22 protein-coding genes are annotated in these 22,332 nt (G+C 46.7%); all 22 read left to right on the top strand.

The window, feature by feature from the left end; translation table 11 throughout:
* The 22 genes from MHB46_RS13965 (at nucleotide 1) to MHB46_RS13860 (ending at nucleotide 22,294) form a co-directional block, all read left to right on the top strand.
* Nucleotides 1–768 carry a type III pantothenate kinase gene (locus MHB46_RS13965; protein WP_013368697.1) on the top strand — a complete coding sequence of 256 codons (768 nt, stop codon included), beginning with the start codon at nucleotides 1–3 and terminating at the stop codon, nucleotides 766–768.
* Nucleotides 769–987: 219 nt separating this feature from the next.
* Nucleotides 988–1,872, top strand: a complete 885-nt coding sequence (gene hslO, locus MHB46_RS13960; RefSeq protein ID WP_061831243.1) for an Hsp33 family molecular chaperone HslO — start codon at nucleotides 988–990, stop codon at nucleotides 1,870–1,872.
* Nucleotides 1,873–1,892: 20 nt separating this feature from the next.
* Nucleotides 1,893–2,825 carry a peptidyl-prolyl cis-trans isomerase gene (locus tag MHB46_RS13955; RefSeq protein ID WP_341162621.1) on the top strand — a complete coding sequence of 311 codons (933 nt, stop codon included), beginning with the start codon at nucleotides 1,893–1,895 and terminating at the stop codon, nucleotides 2,823–2,825.
* Nucleotides 2,826–3,075: 250 nt separating this feature from the next.
* Complete coding sequence (gene cysK / locus MHB46_RS13950) at nucleotides 3,076–4,014, top strand: cysteine synthase A (RefSeq protein WP_061831241.1); 939 nt, start codon at nucleotides 3,076–3,078, stop codon at nucleotides 4,012–4,014.
* Nucleotides 4,015–4,140: 126 nt separating this feature from the next.
* Entirely contained in the window at nucleotides 4,141–5,763 is a 1,623-nt protein-coding gene (locus tag MHB46_RS13945; RefSeq protein WP_069290762.1) for an anthranilate synthase component I family protein, read from the top strand.
* 5 nt (nucleotides 5,764–5,768) lie between these two features.
* Nucleotides 5,769–6,344, top strand: coding sequence for an aminodeoxychorismate/anthranilate synthase component II (gene pabA, locus MHB46_RS13940; RefSeq protein ID WP_341162620.1), 576 nt, complete (start codon nucleotides 5,769–5,771; stop codon nucleotides 6,342–6,344).
* Nucleotides 6,345–6,347: 3 nt separating this feature from the next.
* Nucleotides 6,348–7,244 (top strand): aminotransferase class IV, encoded by an 897-nt coding sequence (locus tag MHB46_RS13935; RefSeq protein ID WP_341162619.1) that lies wholly within the window; start codon nucleotides 6,348–6,350, stop codon nucleotides 7,242–7,244.
* Nucleotides 7,241–8,107, top strand: a complete 867-nt coding sequence (gene folP, locus MHB46_RS13930; protein WP_075153520.1) for a dihydropteroate synthase — start codon at nucleotides 7,241–7,243, stop codon at nucleotides 8,105–8,107. The genes MHB46_RS13935 and folP overlap by 4 nt, the downstream gene beginning before the upstream one ends.
* A gap of 117 nt (nucleotides 8,108–8,224) precedes the next feature.
* Entirely contained in the window at nucleotides 8,225–8,587 is a 363-nt protein-coding gene (folB, locus tag MHB46_RS13925; RefSeq protein WP_341162618.1) for a dihydroneopterin aldolase, read from the top strand.
* A gap of 9 nt (nucleotides 8,588–8,596) precedes the next feature.
* Nucleotides 8,597–9,145, top strand: a complete 549-nt coding sequence (gene folK, locus MHB46_RS13920; RefSeq protein WP_069290765.1) for a 2-amino-4-hydroxy-6-hydroxymethyldihydropteridine diphosphokinase — start codon at nucleotides 8,597–8,599, stop codon at nucleotides 9,143–9,145.
* A complete protein-coding gene (locus MHB46_RS13915) occupies nucleotides 9,097–9,297 on the top strand; it encodes a helix-turn-helix domain-containing protein (protein ID WP_235306857.1) in 201 nt (66 codons plus the stop codon). The genes folK and MHB46_RS13915 overlap by 49 nt, the downstream gene beginning before the upstream one ends.
* Before the next feature lie 45 nt (nucleotides 9,298–9,342).
* Nucleotides 9,343–10,371 carry a tRNA dihydrouridine synthase DusB gene (gene dusB, locus MHB46_RS13910; protein WP_250259961.1) on the top strand — a complete coding sequence of 343 codons (1,029 nt, stop codon included), beginning with the start codon at nucleotides 9,343–9,345 and terminating at the stop codon, nucleotides 10,369–10,371.
* Nucleotides 10,372–10,585: 214 nt separating this feature from the next.
* Nucleotides 10,586–11,062 (top strand): transcription elongation factor GreA, encoded by a 477-nt coding sequence (gene greA, locus MHB46_RS13905; protein ID WP_013308160.1) that lies wholly within the window; start codon nucleotides 10,586–10,588, stop codon nucleotides 11,060–11,062.
* A 110-nt stretch (nucleotides 11,063–11,172) separates the two neighbouring features.
* Nucleotides 11,173–12,693 (top strand): lysine--tRNA ligase, encoded by a 1,521-nt coding sequence (gene lysS, locus MHB46_RS13900; RefSeq protein ID WP_061831234.1) that lies wholly within the window; start codon nucleotides 11,173–11,175, stop codon nucleotides 12,691–12,693.
* Nucleotides 12,694–12,783: 90 nt separating this feature from the next.
* Nucleotides 12,784–14,121, top strand: a complete 1,338-nt coding sequence (locus MHB46_RS13895; RefSeq protein WP_341162617.1) for a TrkH family potassium uptake protein — start codon at nucleotides 12,784–12,786, stop codon at nucleotides 14,119–14,121.
* A 293-nt stretch (nucleotides 14,122–14,414) separates the two neighbouring features.
* The gene (locus MHB46_RS13890; protein ID WP_165179770.1) at nucleotides 14,415–14,948 is read left to right on the top strand and encodes a hypothetical protein; all 534 of its coding nucleotides are present in this window, start codon (nucleotides 14,415–14,417) and stop codon (nucleotides 14,946–14,948) included.
* A gap of 460 nt (nucleotides 14,949–15,408) precedes the next feature.
* Entirely contained in the window at nucleotides 15,409–16,179 is a 771-nt protein-coding gene (locus MHB46_RS13885; protein ID WP_341162616.1) for an enoyl-ACP reductase FabI, read from the top strand.
* A gap of 12 nt (nucleotides 16,180–16,191) precedes the next feature.
* Nucleotides 16,192–17,652, top strand: a complete 1,461-nt coding sequence (locus MHB46_RS13880) for a class I adenylate-forming enzyme family protein (RefSeq protein WP_053324333.1) — start codon at nucleotides 16,192–16,194, stop codon at nucleotides 17,650–17,652.
* A 44-nt stretch (nucleotides 17,653–17,696) separates the two neighbouring features.
* On the top strand, nucleotides 17,697–18,920 hold the full coding sequence (locus tag MHB46_RS13875; protein WP_341162615.1) for an aldehyde dehydrogenase family protein: 1,224 nt from the start codon (nucleotides 17,697–17,699) through the stop codon (nucleotides 18,918–18,920).
* Nucleotides 18,917–20,617 (top strand): thiamine pyrophosphate-binding protein, encoded by a 1,701-nt coding sequence (locus MHB46_RS13870; protein ID WP_341162614.1) that lies wholly within the window; start codon nucleotides 18,917–18,919, stop codon nucleotides 20,615–20,617. Before MHB46_RS13875 ends, MHB46_RS13870 begins: the two co-directional genes overlap by 4 nt.
* A 23-nt stretch (nucleotides 20,618–20,640) precedes the next feature.
* Nucleotides 20,641–21,882, top strand: coding sequence for a beta-ketoacyl-ACP synthase II (fabF, locus tag MHB46_RS13865; protein ID WP_341162613.1), 1,242 nt, complete (start codon nucleotides 20,641–20,643; stop codon nucleotides 21,880–21,882).
* Nucleotides 21,883–21,886: 4 nt separating this feature from the next.
* The gene (locus tag MHB46_RS13860; RefSeq protein ID WP_025721676.1) at nucleotides 21,887–22,294 is read left to right on the top strand and encodes a 3-hydroxyacyl-ACP dehydratase FabZ family protein; all 408 of its coding nucleotides are present in this window, start codon (nucleotides 21,887–21,889) and stop codon (nucleotides 22,292–22,294) included.
* The last annotated feature ends 38 nt before the right edge of the window (nucleotides 22,295–22,332 follow it).

Here is a 22,332-nt window from a genome sequence, read left to right as displayed (position 1 = left end):
TTGATTCTTGTAGTGGATGTAGGTAATACCAATATTGTTCTGGGGATATACGAAGGGCGGGAGCTGTTGCACCATTACCGGATCAGTACCTCCAGACAGGCAACCGCAGATGAATACGGCGTACTCATACATAATCTTTTTAGTATGGGTGGCGTATTAAAGGATGACATCCAGGGAGTGATTATTTCCTCTGTCGTTCCGCCATTGGTCCGTGTATTAGAAGAAATGTGCGATAAATACATAGGCAAAACGCCGTTAATTGTCGGGCCGGGAATCAAGACTGGTCTTAACCTGCGTTATGAGAATCCTCGTGAAGTAGGTGCGGATCGGATCGTGAACGCTGTTGCGGCTGTCGAACGATTCGGCGGGCCGCTGGTTGTGGTGGATTTTGGAACAGCGACGACGTTTGATTGTATTGACGATAAGGGAAACTACTTGGGCGGTGTCATTGTGCCGGGGATCGGGATTTCGACGGAGGCACTGTATCAACGGGCTTCCAAGCTGCCCCGCATCGAGTTGGAGAAGCCCAAAAAGGTTATTGGTCGTAATACGGTTCATGCCATGCAAGCTGGGATTATCTTCGGTTATGCGGGGCAAGTGGATGGCATTGTGAGGCGCATTAAGGAAGAAATGCAGGTGGAGCCTACGGTTATTGCTACCGGAGGTCTTGCAGAGCTAATCGCATCAGAGACAGAGAGCATTCAGAAAGTGTTGCCGATGTTGACGCTCGAAGGATTACGCATCATTTACCAACGTAACGCTGAATAAAAAAAGTGGATATAAGCTGCCGCTGAGTCCAACCGATGATCTTATCGGTTTGGATTAGCGGCGTTTTTCGTCTATACTGAAATATGTTACGTTTTTGAACAATTCGCGTGATCTGTCGATGCAGGTTGTTTATATAATAGGAAATTATGCTTCAATGATGAGCCATACTAACGAAAATAAGCAGCATAGCTGTCCTGGAGAATAGGGGAGGATATCAATATGGAAAATAAGCAGGATCGACTTATTCGTGGCACAGCCATGGATGGAAGGGTTAGAGCTTTTGCTGTTCGGACAACTCAATTGGTAGAGGAATTGCGGAGAAGGCATGATACTCATCCTACGGCAACCGCTGCTTTGGGGCGAACCCTCACAGCAGGTGCTATTATGGGTTCTATGCTAAAAGGCAAAGAGCGATTGACCATTCAAGTTAAAGGTGATGGACCGATTGGGCAAATCGTCGTTGATGCCAATGCTGTAGGGGAAGTGCGAGGTTATGTTACTGAACCGCATGTGCATTTGCCGAGCAATAGTATGGGCAAACTGGATGTAGCGGGTGCCGTAGGTACAGAGGGTTTCATTCATATCATCAAGGATTTGGGGTTAAAAGAACCGTATCGCGGCAGTACTCCGATTATTTCCGGTGAACTGGGTGAGGACTTTACCTATTATTTTGCCAAATCGGAACAGACCCCGTCAGCGGTGGGCTTGGGTGTGTTGGTAGATACGGATAACTCGGTTATTGTGGCAGGTGGATTTATTATTCAGTTGCTTCCAGGCTTGAATGATGATGAGATTACTGCGATCGAAAATGCAGTCAGCTCCATTCCACCCGTTACTGCTTTGCTGGATCAAGGGTTGGAACTTGATGAAATGCTGCGCTGGATGCTGCCGGACGTTCGGATTCTCGATGAATTGGATATTCATTTTCAATGTGAGTGTTCACGTGAGCGCGTGGAAAAAACATTGATCAGTTTGGGAGAAAGCGAATTAGAGCAGTTAATTGAGGAAGAAGGACAGGCTGAGGTCGTATGCCACTTTTGTAATGAGGCTTATCAGTTTAATAAAGATGAATTGCAAAATCTGTTAGATCAAGCCAAAGCCTAACCGGATGGGCGGTGCAAGCGATGACTACACGGGAAAAAGGATTATGGACAGCTGTCATTATTCTGACCGTTAGCGTCGCCGCCTTGGGTGGTCTTATCATGCTTCGGGGGCTGTCAAAGCCGGGTGATGTAAGCAAGGATGACGGCGATCATACTGTGGCGGAGATGGGTCAGGAAGGCATATCGGAGGAACAGTGGGTAGCGGAACTGAAAAAGCGATATGGAACCAATACGCTGTTGCAAATGTTGAATCGTAAAGCCGTGCAGGCTGAAACCAAGCGTCTCGGTATCAAGATCACCCAAGAGGATCTACAGCAGGTGCTGGAGCAGGATAGTAAAGGGTATGACTCAGATCATGCCTATTTTGATGAAATGCAGCGACAGTTTGGCTTAGGTCCGGTTGATTTGCGGAATGAAGCGGAGTACCGGATTGGATTAGAGAAAATAGCTACTCAGGGTATTCAGATTCAGGAAGCGGAGATTGACGAGTATTGGGAGCAGCATCCTGAGGAATTTGCCGTCGGTAAGCAGATCCAATTGGCAGCTCTTTATGTGGATAATGCGGAGGAAGCAGAAGCGTTGCTAGATCGGGTTAAGCAGGGGGAGAGCTTCGATGTGCTGATTCAAGAGCATGCAGGTAAGCCTTTCGACAAAGATAGCAGTGGACAGCTGGGATGGGTGGATGAATATGATCCATTGCAACCGGAGGCGATCATGAAGGCGGCGAGAGAGCTAAGCTCTGGGGATGTTGCAGGTCCGATCTCTGTTAACGATGGCTATGCTGTCATTTATGTACAGGATGTTCGGTTGAAGAATTCTCCGGATAAGCAGCAGATCCGGCAGCAAATTCGCCGATCTCTTGCGCTTGCACAAGCCGCTCCTTTGGAAGAGGTCGAGAAGGGTCTGCGTGATAAATATGGAGCGCGTATTTTATCTGGAAAAAATGCATCCTAAGCTTCTCTGTAACGTAGTGAAAGAATATTGGTTTGAAGGAAGCACGATGCTGATAACGCGGGTTGACAGCATCGCGGCTTATTCACTCGTATTGACATTGGAATTGAAGATTGTTATGATTAGCGTATAAAACCAACTATTTTTATCGGAAATTAATGAACGGCACAAAATGAAAGTAATTGACTAAGAATCATCTACAATATGATTTTGCAATTTTTAATATATCATCTACAGTCAGGGAGGAATTATCATGGCTAAAGTTGTTAATAACATTACCGAACTTATCGGAGAAACACCCCTCGTTCGCCTCAACCGGATCGTACCGGAAGATAGCGCCGAAATCTATTTGAAACTGGAATATCAGAACCCAGGCTCCAGTGTAAAAGATCGTATTGCGATTAGCATGGTAGAAGAAGCTGAACGTGAAGGTCTGCTTAAGCCAGGCGGTACCATTATTGAAGCAACAAGCGGTAATACAGGAATCGGCTTGGCTATGGTAGCTGCTGCGAAGGGCTATAAGGCAGTCATCGTTATGCCAGAAACGATGAGCATAGAGCGTCGTAATTTGTTGCGTGCTTATGGAGCCGAGCTTGTGTTAACACCAGGATCAGAAGGCATGAATGGGTCCGTTAAGAAAATGGAAGAATTGCTGAGTGAAAATCCGGATTATTTTGCTGCTGAGCAGTTCAAGAACAAAGCTAATATCAAAATTCACCGTGAAACGACCGGTCCTGAGATTGTGGAAGCCATTCGTTCCATTGGCGGAACTCTGGATGCTTTTATAGCGGGAATAGGCACTGGCGGAACCATTTCTGGTGCCGGAGAAGTGCTTAAGAAAGAATTCCCTGATATTAAAGTTGTGGCTGTAGAGCCTGCCTCTTCCCCGCTGTTAGCAGGCGGTAAGCCAGGACCCCACAAGATCCAAGGACTGGGTGCCAACTTTATTCCTGAAATTTTAAACCGTGATATCTATGATGAAATTATTCATGTAGAAAACGATGAAGCTTTCGAGGTAGCACGTAGAGTGGCCAAGGAAGAGGGCATTTTGTCCGGTATTTCATCTGGCGCGGCTGTTCATGCGGCTTTGAAACTTGCTAAGCAATTGGGCAAGGGTAAACGGATCGTTGTCATTGTTCCAAGTAATGGAGAACGTTACCTGAGTACGCCACTATACAATTTCGAGCTGTAATTATGTCGTAATTGTGTATACTATACGTAAGGATTCCCTCATTTCCCTGTTGCAGGGGGGTGGGGGTTTCTTTTTAAGGAGAGAATGTAGACTTTTTGAAAAGTAGGGAAGGGGAAGCACACACGGATGAAATCGACAGCTAGAGTGACGGAGGCGCAGTGGCAGGTTTGGCAGGAGGAAGGCTGGAGCATACTTCCCTATATCGCTGAGTACCCATTACCTGTGGGAGGGCTACCGTCATCGTGGCGGAAGGCTTGGGAGGATTCGTCGCCATATGCCTTTTTGCTGGAGAGCGCTAAAGGTGGGCGGTACACCTATCTGGCCTTAAATCCGGTTGCTATATTGGAAGGCAAGGGAGAACATGCAGTTTGGACTGATTTGCAAAGTGGGAAACATGGAGATATACATGGTCAACCTTTGAAAGTCATGAACAACTGGATCGCTCCTTACCGTGCACCGCGTGTACCTGGCATGCCTTTTTTCTCTGGGGGATTTGCGGGTTATCTTGGCTACGATGTAGCTCGCTCGTTGGAGCGTTTGCCATCTCAAGCTGCAGACGATACGGGCATACCTGATTATGTATGGATGAGGGTGAATGAGCTATGGATTTATGATCACGAAAAATCCTGCATATATTGTGCTGTTCATATGCCTGCTCCTGCGCATTCCGATAAAGTCAGCCGTGATACCGATTTGACCAATCCCGTTATACGGGATGGGCCAAATCCCATACTTTGCGAGCATTATGCGGAAGCTGCCCAACGTGCAGAACGTATGCTGATTCAGTGGAATAACATCATAAATGCAGGAGAGATTGATCCTGCGTACCCTCGTCGTTGTGCTAGGCTTGCCGAAGAGGGGTTAGAGGCTGCTCATCAAGAATCTGATGGTTGGACAGCGGCATTCAACCAACAAGATTTTGAACATGCCGTAAGACGTGTGCAGGAATACATTGCCCAAGGGGATGTATTCCAGGTTAACTTGTCGATTCGTCAGCAACGTGCCCTTACAGCCCTCCCTGAAAATATATATGAATGGCTTCGTCTGCTGAATCCTTCCCCTTATATGGGTATGCTGCGTATGCCAGATTTACGGATCGTCAGTGGCTCGCCAGAATTGTTGGTGAAGCTGGAGGATGGACGTGTGAGCGCCCGACCTATTGCAGGTACGAGAAGAAGGGGGCTAACACCGGATGAAGATGCCGCTATGGCAGCAGAGCTTCTATCAAGCGAAAAAGAACGCGCCGAGCATATTATGCTCGTCGATCTGGAGCGTAACGATATCGGACGGATTGCTGAATACGGATCGGTGCATGTGCCTGAACTGCTGACTGTCGAATACTATTCGCACGTTATGCATCTGGTATCTCAGGTTGAGGGAAAATTAGCCCAGGGTCGTACAGCTATAGATGTAATTGCTGCTACCTTTCCAGGCGGAACCATTACCGGGGCACCCAAGGTGCGTACCATGGAAATTATTGAAGAATTAGAGCCCGTTCGCCGGGGTCCTTATACAGGGTCTCTTGGATGGATTGACTATAACGGCAATATGGAATTAAATATTATAATAAGAACACTAGCTGTTAAAGGCAGCACTGCCTATTTACAGACAGGTGCGGGGATCGTCATTGATTCAGACCCGTACAGGGAATATCGGGAATGTCGGAACAAGGCCAGAGCTGTCATGAAGGCGGTACAATGTGGTGAAGAAGAAGCTGCTTTGAGCAGAAGCGGTATCACAGGAGGGTGAGTCGTATGATTTTGGTGATTGATAATTATGATTCGTTTACGTACAATCTTGTTCAATATTTGGGTGAACTTGGCGAAGAAGTAACCGTAAAACGGAACGATGAGATTGATGTGAAGGGCATAGAAGAACTGGCACCAGAGCATGTTTTGATCTCGCCGGGTCCATGCACGCCGAATGAGGCGGGGATATCATTGGATGTGATCAGCCATTTTAAAGGTCGCATTCCGATTTTTGGCGTTTGCCTCGGCCACCAGGCCATCGGACAGGCTTTTGGCGGTAAGGTTATCCGGGCTGAACGACTCATGCACGGTAAAACATCACCGATTCTTCATCACAATACATCGGTATTTGAAGGCTTGCCTTCTCCGTTCACAGCAACCCGGTATCACTCATTGCTGGTGGAGCGCGAGAGTCTGCCTGAGTGTCTAGAGATTACCGCAGAAACCGCAGAAGGTGAAATTATGGGTTTGCGGCATAAAGAATTTGCCGTAGAAGGAGTTCAGTTCCATCCAGAATCCATTATTACGGATTACGGGCATCAACTATTACGCAATTTCCTAAAACGCAAGGTAGGCGTCTGATTCATGAAATATATCGGAGTCAACGGCGTCCTCACGGAAGCCGCAAAAGCCGTGATTCACGTAAGTGATCACGGCTTTTTATACGGAATGGGCTTGTTTGAAACATTCCGCACCTACAAGGGTGTCCCATTCTTGCTGGATCGGCATCTGCATCGACTGCAGGAAGGTTGCCGAATGCTCGGCATTCCTTTTCAACCGGATGAGGAGCAGCTTACGAGACACATCCAACATCTGATGGTGGCGAATGGACTGGATGAAGCCTATGTTCGTTACACCGTATCAGCGGGCGAAGAGGTGCTAGGATTGCCGACGGGGGACTATACGCGCCCCAACCATATTTTGTTTGCGAAACCGTTGCCCTCTACCAATACACAAACCGGGCAATCCATTTCCACATCGGCGCTTCAGTTGTTGCGAACCTCCAGAAACACTCCAGAGGGTGAGGTTCGTTTAAAGTCGCTCCATTATATGAATAATATTCTTGCGAAGCGGGAACTTCAGCAGTATGCCGAGGCTGTCCGTTATAAGGCTGAAGGAATGATGCTTACGGCCAATGGTTTTCTGGCGGAGGGAATGGTCAGCAATCTGTTTTTTGTGCGGAATAATACGCTGTATACCCCTGACTTGTCTACAGGGATTCTGCCAGGCATTACGCGTGAGTTCATTTTGGAGCTGGCGCATTTGCGAGACATTCCTTGTGAGCAAGGCCTGTACCGCTGGAACGAGCTTAAACAGGCTGATGAAATTTTTATGACCAATTCTATACAAGAAATACGGCCCGTGGATTTATTGTTGGAGCCGGGAGGAGCAACGAACCATGTATCGGTTCCCTTGACGCAGCCCAGGTCCATAACAGCTTTGCTGTTGCACGATTATAGACAGAAAGCAGGGATCAAGTGAACATACCGACCCTTTATCAACGTAGTTACCGAATGGGGGATGCCGAGCTTACGCTCGGACATTCCACACAGATCATGGGTATACTGAATGTGACCCCGGATTCATTTTCCGATGGAGGATTACATTATAGTCCCGAGATTGCTGTTTTACATGCATTGAAGCTGGTGGAAGATGGAGCCGATATCATTGACATTGGTGGGGAGTCTACCCGTCCGGGTCATGACCCAGTAGGTGTGGAAGAGGAACTGGCACGGGTCATTCCGGTCGTCCAAGCCATCCATCGTATTGCACCGCACATTCCGTTATCTGTAGATACTTACAAAGCCGAAGTAGCCAGGCAGGCGCTTGAAGCTGGTGCACATATCATTAATGATGTCTGGGGGTTTAAGGCAGACCCCGATATGGCACGTGTAGCTTCCGAATTCGATTGCCCGGTCATTTTGATGCATAATCGTCATGATCGTAATTATAGTGATTTGGTTTCTGATATGCTGTCTGATTTAAAAGAGAGTATCCGATTAGCGCTGGATGCGGGGGTACGTGAGGAACAGATCATTTTAGACCCAGGTATCGGTTTTGCCAAGGATTATGATGAAAATATCCATGCCATGACTTCTCTCGATACATTGAGTCAGCTAGGCTTCCCACTGTTATTGGCTACGTCACGCAAAAGATTTATTCGTACAGCACTCGATTTGCCTGTGAATGATGTGGTGGAGGGCACGGCGGCTACTGTTGCTTTTGGCATTGCTCAAGGGTGCCAGATTGTGCGTGTACATGATGTGGCACAAATCAAGCGCACCGTACGTATGTGTGATGCGATGGTGTACGGGTCTAAAAATGCACTGAGTTATGACGGGTAAAGCCCGCTCCACGAATGATTTGATCCTACGATCGCTGCAAAGGCGAACGCTCCGCTACCACCAACATAAAGTCACTTGATTAGAAAAATCTAATAAAAAACAGGGGGTCTACCCACGATGGATAAAATGGTTTTGCATCGTATGGAGTATTACGGATATCATGGCGTTTTTCCAGAGGAGCGCAAGCTGGGACAGCGTTTCTATATTGATTTGGAACTGGAGCTTGATCTGCGTGAAGCGGGTGAGCAGGATGCTTTGGACAAAACGGTTAATTACGCCGAGGTGCATTACACCGTTAAAAATATTGTAGAAAAAGAATCTTACCAATTGATTGAAGCTTTGGGCGAACGTATTGCATCTTCCCTACTGGACACTTATACTAGTGTCAATGCACTGACTGTCAAAGTCACGAAGCCGCATCCGCCGTTTGATATTCATTTTCAAGGCGTGACGGTTGAGCTTTATCGCGCAAGAAAGTAGGAACGATACATGAATGCACATTCGACCTCTGAGGGATCAGAGGCTTATATTGCTTTAGGGGCTAATTTGGGGGAGCGCGAGCATACCCTGTATGAAGCCATTACGGCGCTGGACGAACATCCGGGTATACGGGTGCTGCGGTGCTCCAGCCTGTACGAAACAGAGCCTGTTGGGTATCTGGATCAACCTTCTTTTTTGAACATGACGGTAGCCGTATCTACAACACTTGCTCCAGAGGAGCTTCTGGTATATATGCTGGAGGTGGAGAGTCGTCTGGGGAGAGTAAGACATATTCCTAATGGTCCACGAACCATTGATCTGGACTTGTTATGGATGGGAGCGGCGCAACTGGCTACACCGGATTTGGAGCTTCCTCACCCTCGTATGTTGGAGCGTGCTTTTGTGCTGGTGCCTTTGGCTGACATCGTTCCGAACCAAGATCCGTCCGGTCTGTACAGTATCGTGCATACTGCATTGAATTCTGTGGATGGAAAGGACGGCATACAGCTTTGGAAAACATGCAGCTGGCGCAACGACTCCGCGCCTTTCGGAAGCTAAAAGGGTTCACACAGCAGGAGTTGGCAGAACGTACTGGTATATCTTTGACTGTATTAGGTGCTGTGGAGCGAGGCAATCGTACAGTAGATCCAGACATGCTGAACATCATCGCCCAAACGCTAGAGATTGAAGTCCGGGAATTGACGGATTGACGATAAGTATACGATATAAAAGAAGGAATAAAGGGGTGAACAGATATGTTGAAAATCGGCGATATTGAAATGAAAAACCAAGTCGTCTTGGCACCCATGGCAGGCGTGTGCAATCCTGCTTTTCGCTTGATCGCCAAGGAATTCGGTACAGGCTTGGTATGTGCAGAGATGGTTAGTGATAAGGCCATCATTCACGGCAACAAGCGTACACGTGAGATGCTGTTTGTAGATGAGCGCGAGAAGCCGCTTAGCTTGCAAATTTTTGGAGGCGACCGCAAATCTTTGGTGGAAGCGGCGAAAGTCGTAGACCAGGAGACGAATGCAGATATTATTGACATCAATATGGGCTGCCCGGTTCCCAAAGTGACCAAATGTGATGCAGGCGCTCGTTGGCTGCTTGATCCAAACAAGATTTATGAGATGGTATCGGCGGTAGTGGAATCGGTAAGCAAGCCGGTTACCGTCAAAATGCGTATTGGTTGGGATAGCGAGCATATTTATGCCGTAGAGAACGCTCGCGCTGTTGAACGTGCCGGAGGTCAGGCCGTTAGCGTACATGGCCGTACACGGGAGCAACTGTATACGGGACATGCGAATTGGGATATTATAAAAGAAGTTAAAGAAGCAGTTTCCATTCCTGTAATTGGAAACGGTGATGTGGCATCACCGGAAGATGCCCGCCGTATGCTGGATTTGACCAATTGTGATGGCGTTATGATCGGACGTGGTGCTCTGGGGAATCCGTGGATGCTCTACCGTACGATTGAGTACCTGCAAACGGGCGAGCTGTTGCCCGATCCTTCACCGGAAGAAAAAATTCGTATTGCCATTCTGCATATGGATCGTCTGGTTGCATTGAAGGGTGAAGCAGTAGCTGTCCGTGAAATGCGTAAGCATCTGGCTTGGTACCTCAAAGGGTTTAAAGGTTCGGCACGTATTAAGGATGTTATTATGGAAGAAACAAAGCGCGACGATATGGTACGCATTTTGGATCAATTTGTATCTCAATTGCACATGGTAGATAACGATGAGCCTTCTACAAGCGCTGCTTCTCCTGCTGCTGTTGCGCAATAAGGAAGCTGTTCCGGCCTGTACACGCGATTGACTTTTCCAATTGCTTGCCCTATAATCGTTCAGTATAAAATCTTGATGTATGCTACAAATTGTGTGCAGCTCTCAAGACAACAGCAGGAAATGTTCTCATTCCCTCAGAGTGGCATATTATGTTTTGAAAGCGTGCATTCCGATGCACTTTTAAACTTTTCCCATGACAGGAGAATCGGTTAAGATGAGCGATAAAGAAGTCATTCTGACACAGGAAGGTCTTAGAAAGCTCGAAGATGAGCTTGAGAACTTAAAGTCTGTCAAACGCCGCGAAGTGGCTGAACGGATTAAGGTAGCCATCGGATACGGAGATATTAGTGAAAACTCCGAATATGAGGATGCGAAGAATGAGCAGGCCTTTATTGAAGGCCGTGTAATTACGTTGGAAAAGATGCTACGCAATGCCCGCATTATCAATAGTGATGAAATTGACACCGATGTTGTGGGAGTAGGCGCAACTGTGACCGTTGAAGATTTGGAATTCGGAGATATTACAGAGTATGCTATCGTAGGTTCAGCCGAATCTGATCCGCTACAAAACAAGATTTCGAATGAAAGTCCGGTTGGCAAGGCAATTCTCGGTAAGAAAAAGGGAACTGTTGTGGATGTCACCGTTCCAGCAGGCGTTATTCAATATAAAATCGTGGATATCAAGAAATAAGACACGGACTTTGGAATTTAATGTAAAAGCTTCCTTGTGGAAGCTTTTTTTCTCTACACCCGGACGGACCCCGGCCCGTCTATTCATATTGAAGGAGCTGATTTAGCACCATGTCGGATGAAACTACTAACCAGGAATCACAAGAAAATCGCGAGGAATTAAGTGAACTATTGCAAATTCGCCGTGCCAAATTGGACGAGCTTCGCTCATTGGGCATTGATCCTTTTGGACGCAAATACATACGCACGGCTGAAGCGGGCGTACTACTGAGCAAGTATGACAGTTTGACTAAGGAAGAACTGGAAGAAAAGAATATTGAAGTTAGCATAGCAGGCCGTATTATGGCTAAACGTGTGATGGGGAAAGCCAGCTTTGCTCATATACAGGATCTTAGTGGACGTATTCAAATTTATGTTCGTCAAGACACGGTACCTGAATCCAAATATAAAGCATTTGGTATTTTGGATCTGGGCGATATTGTTGGTGTTAAGGGTGTGCTCTTTAAAACCAAAACAGGCGAAACGACAATCAAAGTGCTGGATATTGAGGTCTTGTCCAAATCCTTGTATCCATTACCAGAGAAATATCATGGCCTGAAGGATGTTGAATTACGTTACCGTCAGCGGTATGTCGATTTGGTTATGAACCCTGAAGTACAAAAAACGTTCATTACACGGTCCCGTATTATTCAATCCATGCGTCGTTATCTCGATTCGCTCGGCTATTTGGAAGTTGAAACTCCAACATTGCATTCTATTGCTGGCGGGGCGGCAGCGAAGCCATTTGTTACGCACCATAATGCATTGGACATGCAGCTTTATATGCGTATTGCTATTGAACTCCATTTGAAACGACTAATTGTCGGCGGAATGGAGAAAGTATATGAGATCGGTCGTGTTTACCGTAATGAAGGTATTTCGACCCGCCATAACCCTGAGTTTACGATGATTGAACTGTATGAAGCGTATGCTGATTATAAAGATATCATGCAATTGACGGAAAACATGGTTGCACATATTGCGCAGGAAGTACTAGGCACACAACACATTCAATATCAAGGCCAGGAAGTGGATCTGACGCCGCAATGGCGCAGAGTCTCCATGGTTGATGCTGTTAAAGAAGTAACAGGCGTAGACTTTAGCGTGCAGATGAGTAATGAAGAAGCTCATCGTCTTGCGAAAGAGCATAAAGTTTCGGTTGAACCGCATATGACATTTGGCCATATCCTGAATGCATTCTTTGAGCAGTTCGTAGAGGAAACGCTTATTCAACCGACCTTTATTACTGGACATCCGGTTGAAATCTCACCGTTGGCCAAGAAAAACGAACAAGATCCGCGGTTTACGGATCGCTTCGAGTTGTTCGTGGTTGCTCGTGAGCATGCGAATGCGTTCACTGAGCTGAATGATCCAATCGATCAGCGCCAACGTTTTGAAGCACAATTGCTGGAACGTGAGCACGGTAACGACGAGGCGCATGAAATGGATGATGACTTTATCCGCGCCTTGGAATACGGGATGCCACCAACAGGTGGACTGGGCATCGGCATCGATCGTTTGGTTATGTTGCTGACAGATGCGCCTTCCATTCGCGATGTGCTGCTTTTCCCGCATATGCGTAACCAACAGTAGAATAACATAACATTATGAATATAGAGGATCAGCCGGGCTTCCCGTGTCTTGTTCCTCTTTTTCATAAGAACGGATGGAGAGAATACTCTAATGAAACGCAGCGTCAAGCTTAGTCGGTTCGCATCGCCTCCTTTTATATTGGTCATCGGATATTTATTGATTATTGCATTGGGTACTTTGCTACTGATGCTTCCTGTTGCCAATCATAGTGGTCATGCTCCGCATTGGATTGATTCGCTTTTTACGTCCGTCTCAGCCGCTTGTGTCACAGGACTGGTCGTTGTTGACGTCGATTCAACGTATACGATGTTTGGCGAAACCGTCATTTTGGTGCTGATGCAGCTAGGCGGTCTGGGGTTTATGACCTTAGCGACCTTGTTTGCGCTGTTGTTGGGGCGACGATTATCGTTAAAGGATCGATTGCTGCTTAAGGAAGCTATTAATGCCGATAGCATGGAAGGGATCGTGCGTATTATTCGCAAGGTGCTGATCTTTTCTTTTACCATTGAGGCGATAGCTGCCGTCGTCTTAGCTTTGCGGTGGATGCGAGAGATGCCTGTCGGACAAGCGATCTATTATGGAATATTCCATTCCGTATCCCTCTTTAATAACGGGGGATTCGATCTGTTTGGGACTAGCTTCCAACAGTACGCTGGAGATTTTGTTTTCAATATGATTGCATCTGTGCTCGTTATATCTGGAGGCTTGGGTTTCCTTGTACTTAGCGATTTGTTCGATTTTCGCCGTACCCGAAGACTGTCTCTACACTCCAAAATGGTGCTTAGCGTGTCGGGAGTGCTCATTGCGATTGGTGCGCTGGTTATATTTATTTTTGAGTTTACCAATGCACGAACCTTGGGCGCGCTGAACTGGGAAGGCAAAGTATATGGAGCTGTCTTTCAATCGGTCTCCACGAGATCATCGGGTACGAGCACAGTCGATATCAGCGGGTTAAGGCAAGCAAGTCAGTTTTTTATTATGTTGCTGATGATTATCGGTGCTTCTCCAGGCTCCACGGGAGGAGGAATCAAAACGACTACGTTTCTGCTTATGGTAGGTGCGCTAATCGCCGTCATGCGAGGACAGAAGGAAATTGTGTTTTTCCGCCATAGGGTCCCCAAAGATATCATGATGCGGGCGCTGACCATTATTGTACTAGCCCTATTTATATTCTCGATTGTGGTTATACTGCTCTTAATGACAGAGGATGCCCCATTTCTCTCCCTTGCATTTGAGGCTGCTTCCGCAATCGGAACGGTAGGCTTGTCCGTAGGAGTAACGCCAGGATTGTCTGATGCAGGCAAGCTGATTATTTGTGTGACCATGTTTATTGGTCGGATTGGTCCTCTTACGATTGCCTATGCCATTCGTCCACGCTCGACCAAGACATTGTACCGTCGTCCCGAAGGGCATATTGTAATTGGATAGTGTATCTGTAGAAAAGATGTACCCGTGCTGATTAGCATAGGTACATCTTTTTTCATTTCAGATCATCATAATTCTTTATGGGTAGCATATCATGTAAAATGCCCATTTTGAGAACAAAACGAAATGTTCTGAACAGATACTGTTTTTCGCAGAAAAAAACGGCTATTTGTTTCCTTTTATGTAATTATAGACAAAATACTAGGAATATTATGTATAATATTGTATGATAGTGGGCATGAAAGGGGGATAGTTTTGGTAAATACCAATTTCTAATTTGAAAGGAATCATCTATTATGTATTTATTTATTATTAGTGCTGAAGTTTTATTTTGGGTTTTTGTTGTTGCAGGCTTGATCGCAAGGTATATGTTTGGCTTGAAGAAGTTAGGCGGTCTTCTTTTACTATTTACCCCCATTATTGATATCCTGTTACTGATTGCGGTGTTCATCACGGTGAAAAGTGGCATGGAGATTACGACTGCTACTGGCTTGGCGGCCTGTTATTTTGGTATTACAGTAGCATTTGGTCATAGGTTAATTAAGTGGGCGGATGTACGGTTCTCCCATTGGTTTGGTAAGGGACCCAAGCCTGAACGCAAGTATGGTGCTGCTCATGCAAAAGAGGAACGGATAGGTTGGTTGCTTCACCTTTTGGGTTGGGCTATAGGTAATGCTTTGTTGCTCGCCATCATTGTGTATGTTGATGATCCTCAGCGTACGATGTCTTTGGAGGGCATTATGCAAACATGGGCAATCGTTCTGGCAATCGACTTTGTTGTCTCCTTTAGCTATACTTTAGCTCCCAAAAAACAAAAGCGTAGTCTATAAAGGTTAAGGCTTACACTTAGATGATATCTGGCTGGTCACTCAGGATGTTCAAATCGGAAGAGTCATTGTTGGTGAAAATGAAGTGGTTACTTCCGGTAGGTGGGTGATTCTGTCATCGGAATGTAAATATTTACAAAAATATACGGATTTTATGTTTAAGTCGCTTTGACAGTCACCTTGTTTTTGCCTCGCTACCTTTTTTCACATACATGTATTCCTTTCGATTTGAACACAGACCAACAGAAGCAACACAACTATTTCTTGTGAGATGACAGACAGCATACACGATATGTTACACAAATTTTAAAATAAATTTTGTGATTTGCCTAAAACGTCGCCTATCCAAGTTTGGCAATTAACGCGATAATATTCCAGGAAAGATTACATATGTCTATAAATGTAGACATACGCAATTAAGTTGTTATTTTGTTTAAAAATGTAAAAAAGAAAGGTGGTTTCTGTGGCAGTACTACTGAGCGGTAAGAACATTTTGATTATGGGCGTGGCTAATAACAGGAGTATTGCCTGGGGGACAGCTCAATCTTTAGCTGCTGAAGGAGCACAGCTCATTTTTACTTACGAAAATGAGAGGGTTGCAGAGCGGGTACTAAAGCTCGTTCAAACCATTCCGGGAGCACTGGTCTGTCCTTGTAATGTACAAAGCAATGAAGAGCTTGATGCATTGGCAGATTTTCTAAAAGAAAAAGTAGGCGTATTGCATGGTTATTTTCACAGTGTCGCCTATGCTAAGGCTGAGGATTTGGATGGCTTGTTCGTTGACACTTCTCGCGAGGGATTCGCCGTTGCACAAGAAATCAGTGCCTATTCTCTGGCTGCTGTATCCCGTCGAGTATACCCACTGATGACAGAGGGTGGAAGTATCGTCACCATGACGTATATTGGCGCAGAACGAGCGATCAAAAATTACAACGTTATGGGTGTAGCGAAGGCTTCACTGGAAGCCAGCATGCGCTATCTGTCGAATGATCTAGGCACATATGGCATTCGTGTAAATGCGATTTCCGCTGGTCCGATACGGACCTTGGCTGCCTATGGCATTAAAGATTTTAACACAATGCTCAAACATATTGAAGGAACTACGCCCCTACGCAAGACGGTTGATACGTCGGAAGTCGGAGATACGGCGTTATTCCTATTTTCCCATTTATCGAGAGGCATTACGGGTGAAGTTATCCATGTAGATGCTGGATACCATATTACGGGGATGTAAGGAGGGAACGTTGTGCTTATTACGCATACGGATTGCCGTATTATCTCACCTGAAGGAGTTATGACTAGGGAGCGTCTGGAGCGAGACGTTACGATCTTCTCCCGGATGTTGACGCTCAGGGGAATTCCCGAAGACGGTAGAGTGATTCTGAAAGCGGCCAATTCCTATTGGTTTGTTGTGTCTCTGTTCTCCCTGTGCAATATTGCTGTTTCGGTGACTGTGGTGGACGAGCAGACTGTGCTCGATGAGGTGGCCCAAATCTATGATGAAGCGGGTGCCTGTTGCATCCTTACGGATTCCGATTTAGAACTTCCTCATGCTCTCGTTATTCTGATTCAAGATCTGATTCAAGAAGAAGCAGTACACCCGGATTGGGTGGGAGAGCCAAAGCTTGAAGCCCTCGACTTTAGCAAGTGGTGCGAGAGGTCAGATGCGCTCATTCTGTATTCTTCAGGTACGACGGGCAAACCCAAGGGAATCGTGAAAGCTGGTTCAGCTTTTATGGAGAATATCAGGCATTCCATACACGCCATGAACTACCTACCGTCTGACCATATGCTCCCCGTTGTGCCTTTTTCTCATTTTTATGGAATCTCACTTATCTTCTCCTGGTGGTTAACTTCATGTTCTCTCATCATCTGCAATCCAAAAAACCTCTGGAGCGTCATTGCAAGTATTACGAAAGACCGGGCGACGGTCGTAGACGCTAACCCCTCTGCTTTTTACACCTTGTTGCGTATGCTAAACCGAAAACCCGAACAACTGGAAATGGTCAAGGAAGCTCCGGTGCGCATGTGGTGCGTAGGCGGTTCCCCACTTACCCAGGACCTTGAAGAGAAATTTAACAACATATTTGGACAGCCCCTGCTGAATGGTTACGGCCTTTCTGAACTGGGCAACGTTACGCTGGGGACGCTAGAGTGTCCGAAGGGTTGTGGCCTACCATTACCTGGTGTGGATCTGAAAATACTAGATTCTACAGGCAACCAGCAGGCGGACGGTATCGTAGGCGAAGTGTGGATACGCAGTGCTGGATGCATGGAAGGTTATCTAAATCGTCCAGACCTGACGCAATCCGTTCTACAGGACGGCTGGTTCAAGACGGGGGACCTGGGCTATCTGGATGACGGAATGCTGTATGTCATTGGTCGCAGCGGTAAGACGGTCAACCGGATGGGCTACATGGTATCTCCGGTCTATATTGAGGACCGAATTGGTTCGCTAGGCTACCGATCCTGCGTGATTACCTTGGAGGATGAGGCTAAAGGGACATTGCTTGTCGCATTCATCGAAAGTGATTCCTCACAGGTCGTGCCTGTGCTCCGCAAAGAGATGAGTCAGGTACTCCCTTCATACATGTTTCCCGATCTTTTGCTTCCGCTCGATCATTTTCCTTTAAATCGCAATGGAAAAGTAGATCGTCTGGAGATGGAGCGTGTTGCTCTAGAGAAAGCTGCTTCTCGCAAAGCATAACAAGATATATACCAAAACTGCATACAGGAAAGGGAGAATGTGCCATGAGTATAAATCCAGAACTGGCAGAAAACACACTGTTTCTGAAAAGGCATGAATCTATTCTGAAATGCCTCAATTATTTGATTGAAAATCGGCAGGAAGTGATGGATATTCTCACACAATTTTCATCCTATCGGGCTGCCAATGCAGAAATTGACTCCACGATCTTCACACTTCAAGGTGCTCTGCAAGAAGTGCAGACCTATCAGCCAAGCTGGCAACGATCTATGGCTGTATTTATGCCTTCCAACGTCATTTTGTACTCCTATGCATTATACCTCTTGATTCCGTCCCTGTACGTTGAAAATATAGACTTTCGCCCTTCTTCTCACGTAAACGAGTACGTCAACATGCTGCATGAAAAACTTCAGGCTGTACATGGATTACCCATCTATATTCGTAAAGTTAGCCAGAAGGTGTTCATGGAGAATTCCGTTATGCCAGCTGATATTGTGGTGTTCACCGGAAGCTATACCAATGCAGAGAAGATCAAAAAACAGATTCGAAAAGATCAGCTCTACATTTTTTACGGACAAGGGCTAAATCCTTTCATCATCGGACCTGATGCAGACCTGGAGCTGGCGGTTACCGATGTGATTCGAATGAGATTGTTCAACTCTGGACAAGACTGCCTAGGCCCCGACATCATTCTGGTACATCAAGATGTGAGTGAGCATTTCAAAGATCTGCTGATTCAACAGCTTGACCAACTCGTGTTTGGAGCCAACGATGATCCGAACGCAAACTATACCCCTATATTCTATAAAGACACGCTATATTCGGTTTCCGAATATTTTAACACGAACGATAAGTTTATTATTTACGGCGGCGGCATTGATTTCCGCACGAAAAAGATGGAGCCGACGGTTGTATATAGTGAATTGGATCAGAATCTGGAGATTATTGAGTATTTTTCGCCAGTCTTCAATGTAGTTAGCTACCAAGACGACGAGCAATTGATCAAGCGTATTTCCTCCAGTTATTTCAGTGAACGTGCAATGGGTTGCAGCTTATACGGATCGGAGCACTTGACTGACGTTCTACGAAAGAAGCACACATTGACCATTAATCAGACGCTTGAGGATGTGGATCAAGGCAATAAGCCTTTTGGTGGCTACGGAACGATGTCGAACTATATTTTTTACGATTTCAAGCTCATTTCGAAGCCGATCTTGATTTCAGAAATTGTCGCAGAATATTTATCGGAAAAGAGGAGTTTGGTATGACTGCGAGCTTCTCTCCCTGGGATGCCATCATTGGCTACTTAAAATCGGCTGGGGTTCAGCATCTCTTTGGATTACCAAGTGATGATCTCAAAATCGTATCGTCACTCCCCTCATCCGGTATGGATTTTATTTTGTGCAAAGATCAACGTAATGCTGTGTTCATGGCAGCAGGTTATGCGCTCACCACCAACCAGATGTCCGTATGCGTTGTGGGGAAAGGCCCTGCGCTCAGTAATACACTCACAGGGCTGCTGGAAGCCAAGAACTTAGGCGCTCCGCTCCTGCTTCTGGCGCTTGGTACCGGAGGAGACAAGCTGGGTACCCGATCCTTTCAGGAAGCGGATCAAATCTCACTCGTGAAGCCGCTCGTAAAATGGGCTTATCGTGTCGAGCATGTGGACCGGCTTGTATGGGCGATGGAGCGGGCTGCCTTTTTGGCTATCAATGGAGCACCAGGTCCTGTCTATATCGAACTCCCTGAAAACCTGATGGACCAGCCTGTGCCAACAGGGCTTCAGTTTACCCCACCAGAAAAGCTGTCGTGCTCTCCGTCTCGTCGGGAGTTGGATGCATCGTGGGGAATTATTGAGAACGCCCGCAGGCCACTCATTCTAGTCGGAGGCGGAATGAAGTCAGGTACAGGTGATGTGATTGAACTGTTTGCTAACCAACATGGAGCGGCCTTGTTCGCAACCGCCTCGGGACGGGGTGTAGTTGATGAAGACCACGAACTCTTCTGTGGTGTTGCGGGACTCTATACAGATCTTAGTCTAAGACAAATCTGGAAGGAATCTGATGTGGTAATCACACTGGGCAGTCGATTGGAAGAAACGGCTACTTTCGAGTGGGATATTTTGCTACGGGATACACCTTTGATTCAAGTCAATGTAAATCTGGAGGATTTTGCACACGAGTACAGGGGTATCAAGGTGCTTGGTGATGGATATGCAGCGGTGGAGCAGTGGCTTGAACGGCGCGGCCAGGAGCCTGATGGAGTGTGGCTTGAAACGATTAGGAGCTGTAAACAGGAGGCTTTTTCTCACAGGGCTATTTATTTGGAAGAGCTGAAAAAGACCCCTGGAATCCACGTTCCTGAGCTGTTGGACATGATTCAGACGGAGTTTCCTGAAAATTTGGTGCTTCTTCAAGAGAATGGGTTGCAGGATATGTGGTCCTATTTTTATCCATATTTTCGCTTTGCCCAAGGCTCTCTTTCGATTGTTCCTAGTGATCAAACGAGTCTTGGATTCGGTGCGGCTGCTGCTCTGGGAGCAAGCGTGGCAACACAACGTCCAGTAGTAGCACTCGTAGGTGACGGTGCGTTCAATCTCTTCAGTTCGGATTTTATGACGGCGGTGGAGTATCAAATACCGTTAATCTATCTCGTACTCAATAATGGTGGGTATGGTTGGTTACAGAATCAGATGAATTATAAGCATCTCACAGGGCAGTCCCTCCCGTTTGTTTCTGAGGCGGCCAAGACAGGAATTCAAATTCCTCAGTACGAGTTTGTGGAAAGTCTTGCAATTCGGAGTAAGGGAGAGGCACGGGAACAGCTTCAGCTTGCTTGGCAAAAGTATCAGGAGAACAAGCTTGTGATCGTCGAGGTATATGCTGATCTTGCGGATGTGCATGAAAAAATCAGTCATGTGTATGGCGACTTTCCTCTCTACGAGCAACAGGCTTCTAAGAATTAATTTCAACGAAGGACGTGGATACAGTGAGAAGACGTGTTGTAGTGACTGGACAGGGAGTCGTAACGCCGGTCGGGCTTAATCTTACGGATTTCTGGAATTCACTGTTGGAAGGAGAAAGTGGAATCGGACCTGTCACTGCTTTCGATACAGCGGACATTCCGACAAAGATCGGTGCACAGGTTACGGGCTTTGACCCATTGCAATATATGAGCAAGAAGGAAGCTAATAAAGTCGCACAGTTCACTCAGTTTGCTTTGGCGGCTGCCCGGCAGGCAGTGGAGCAATCAAAATTAGTGATTGATGAGCGGAATGCAAGTCGCGTGGGAGTTATTGTCGGCTCTGGAGCAGGCGGCCTCGACGTTATAGAGGAGAACTTTGGGAAATTAACAAAGCTTGGTCCCAAAAGAGTTTCTCCTTATTTTGTTTCCTCGATGATGATTAATTCAGCACCTGGTGAAATCTCCATTGCTATTGGAGCCAAGGGGCCTTCTTTTGCTGTGGTTACGGCTTGTGCCACAGGAAGTAATGCCATTGGTGAGGCATTACGTACGATCCAGTACGGCACGGCTGATGTCGTGGTTGCCGGTGGAGCAGAAGCCAATTTTAGTCAGCTCGATCTGGCATCTTTTGCGAATATCCATGCTCTCTCCAGACGTAATGATGAGCCGCAGAAGGCTAGTCGTCCGTTTGATGTGGATCGCGATGGATTCGTCATCGGTGGAGGAGCAGGAGTCTTGGTGCTGGAGGAGTTGGAGTATGCTTTGAACCGCGGAGCCACCATTCTGGCCGAAGTTGTGGGTTACGGATGCACAACTGATGCGTATCATATCACGGCTCCAGATCCCTCTGGCTCCGGCCCGGCAGAAGCGATCAATATCGCACTGCAGGATGGCGGCTTAACACCGCAGGAAATCGACTACGTCAATGCCCACGGTACGAGTACGCCATTTAATGATCGTATGGAGATTAATGCTATTCAAAAAGTATTCGGGGAGCATGCCCCCCGTTTGGCGATATCGTCTATTAAATCCATGACTGGTCATTTAATGGGCGGTGCAGGGGCAGTCGAATTAATTGCGACTGTGCAGAGCATGATTCACAGCAAAGTACCACCGACACTCAATTGCGATAATCCTGAAGCTCCTGAATTGAATTTTGTGCCGCATGTATATCAGGAACGCGAGGTCCGCGCGGCGATTAGCAATTCATTTGGTTTCGGAGGGCACAACGTCTGCCTTGCTGTTCGCAAGTGGGAAGGGGAATAAGCCTGTGAGCGAAGAGCTAATCCATATCCCGGATGTGCTTCCGCACCGGTACCCATTTCTTCTGTTGGATGGCGTGACCGGGTACGAAACGTCGCAATGGGCGAAGGGATACAAGCTTGTCACCTGGAGTGAGTGGTTCATTACTGACACTAACCCATACATGCCTCCTATGTTGATTGTGGAGTCGCTTGCACAATTAGCGGCATTCGCTGCGATTGATAAAAAAGGCATTTCATACCTGACTAACCTCAATGGAATTCGATTCCACAGCTTGGCCAAACCTGGGGACCGAATTGATCTCTATTTTGAAGTGATCAAGCGTCGGCGGGGCTATATTCTCGGAAGCGGTCGGGCTTCCGTAGGGGATCGATTGGTGGTTGAGGCGGAAGAAATTGTTTCACTGGATCAATGACGGGGTGGAAGCGCACGTTAAACTGTCCTTTTGTCCTC

The organism is Paenibacillus sp. FSL H7-0703, from assembly GCF_038003485.1.
In the GTDB taxonomy this organism is placed as follows: domain Bacteria; phylum Bacillota; class Bacilli; order Paenibacillales; family Paenibacillaceae; genus Paenibacillus; species Paenibacillus polymyxa_B.
This window is presented reverse-complemented; position numbering and strand designations above follow the sequence as displayed.

Coding starts and splice junctions, on each gene's coding strand:
- MHB46_RS13890 (WP_165179770.1), top strand. CDS start 14,415: ATGTATTTATTTATTATTAGTGCTGAAGTTTTATTTTGGGTTTTTGTT.
- lysS (WP_061831234.1), top strand. CDS start 11,173: ATGTCGGATGAAACTACTAACCAGGAATCACAAGAAAATCGCGAGGAA.
- cysK (WP_061831241.1), top strand. CDS start 3,076: ATGGCTAAAGTTGTTAATAACATTACCGAACTTATCGGAGAAACACCC.
- hslO (WP_061831243.1), top strand. CDS start 988: ATGGAAAATAAGCAGGATCGACTTATTCGTGGCACAGCCATGGATGGA.
- MHB46_RS13935 (WP_341162619.1), top strand. CDS start 6,348: ATGAAATATATCGGAGTCAACGGCGTCCTCACGGAAGCCGCAAAAGCC.
- MHB46_RS13955 (WP_341162621.1), top strand. CDS start 1,893: ATGACTACACGGGAAAAAGGATTATGGACAGCTGTCATTATTCTGACC.
- folK (WP_069290765.1), top strand. CDS start 8,597: ATGAATGCACATTCGACCTCTGAGGGATCAGAGGCTTATATTGCTTTA.
- greA (WP_013308160.1), top strand. CDS start 10,586: ATGAGCGATAAAGAAGTCATTCTGACACAGGAAGGTCTTAGAAAGCTC.
- pabA (WP_341162620.1), top strand. CDS start 5,769: ATGATTTTGGTGATTGATAATTATGATTCGTTTACGTACAATCTTGTT.
- MHB46_RS13870 (WP_341162614.1), top strand. CDS start 18,917: ATGACTGCGAGCTTCTCTCCCTGGGATGCCATCATTGGCTACTTAAAA.
- folB (WP_341162618.1), top strand. CDS start 8,225: ATGGATAAAATGGTTTTGCATCGTATGGAGTATTACGGATATCATGGC.
- dusB (WP_250259961.1), top strand. CDS start 9,343: ATGTTGAAAATCGGCGATATTGAAATGAAAAACCAAGTCGTCTTGGCA.
- MHB46_RS13875 (WP_341162615.1), top strand. CDS start 17,697: ATGAGTATAAATCCAGAACTGGCAGAAAACACACTGTTTCTGAAAAGG.
- MHB46_RS13945 (WP_069290762.1), top strand. CDS start 4,141: ATGAAATCGACAGCTAGAGTGACGGAGGCGCAGTGGCAGGTTTGGCAG.
- MHB46_RS13895 (WP_341162617.1), top strand. CDS start 12,784: ATGAAACGCAGCGTCAAGCTTAGTCGGTTCGCATCGCCTCCTTTTATA.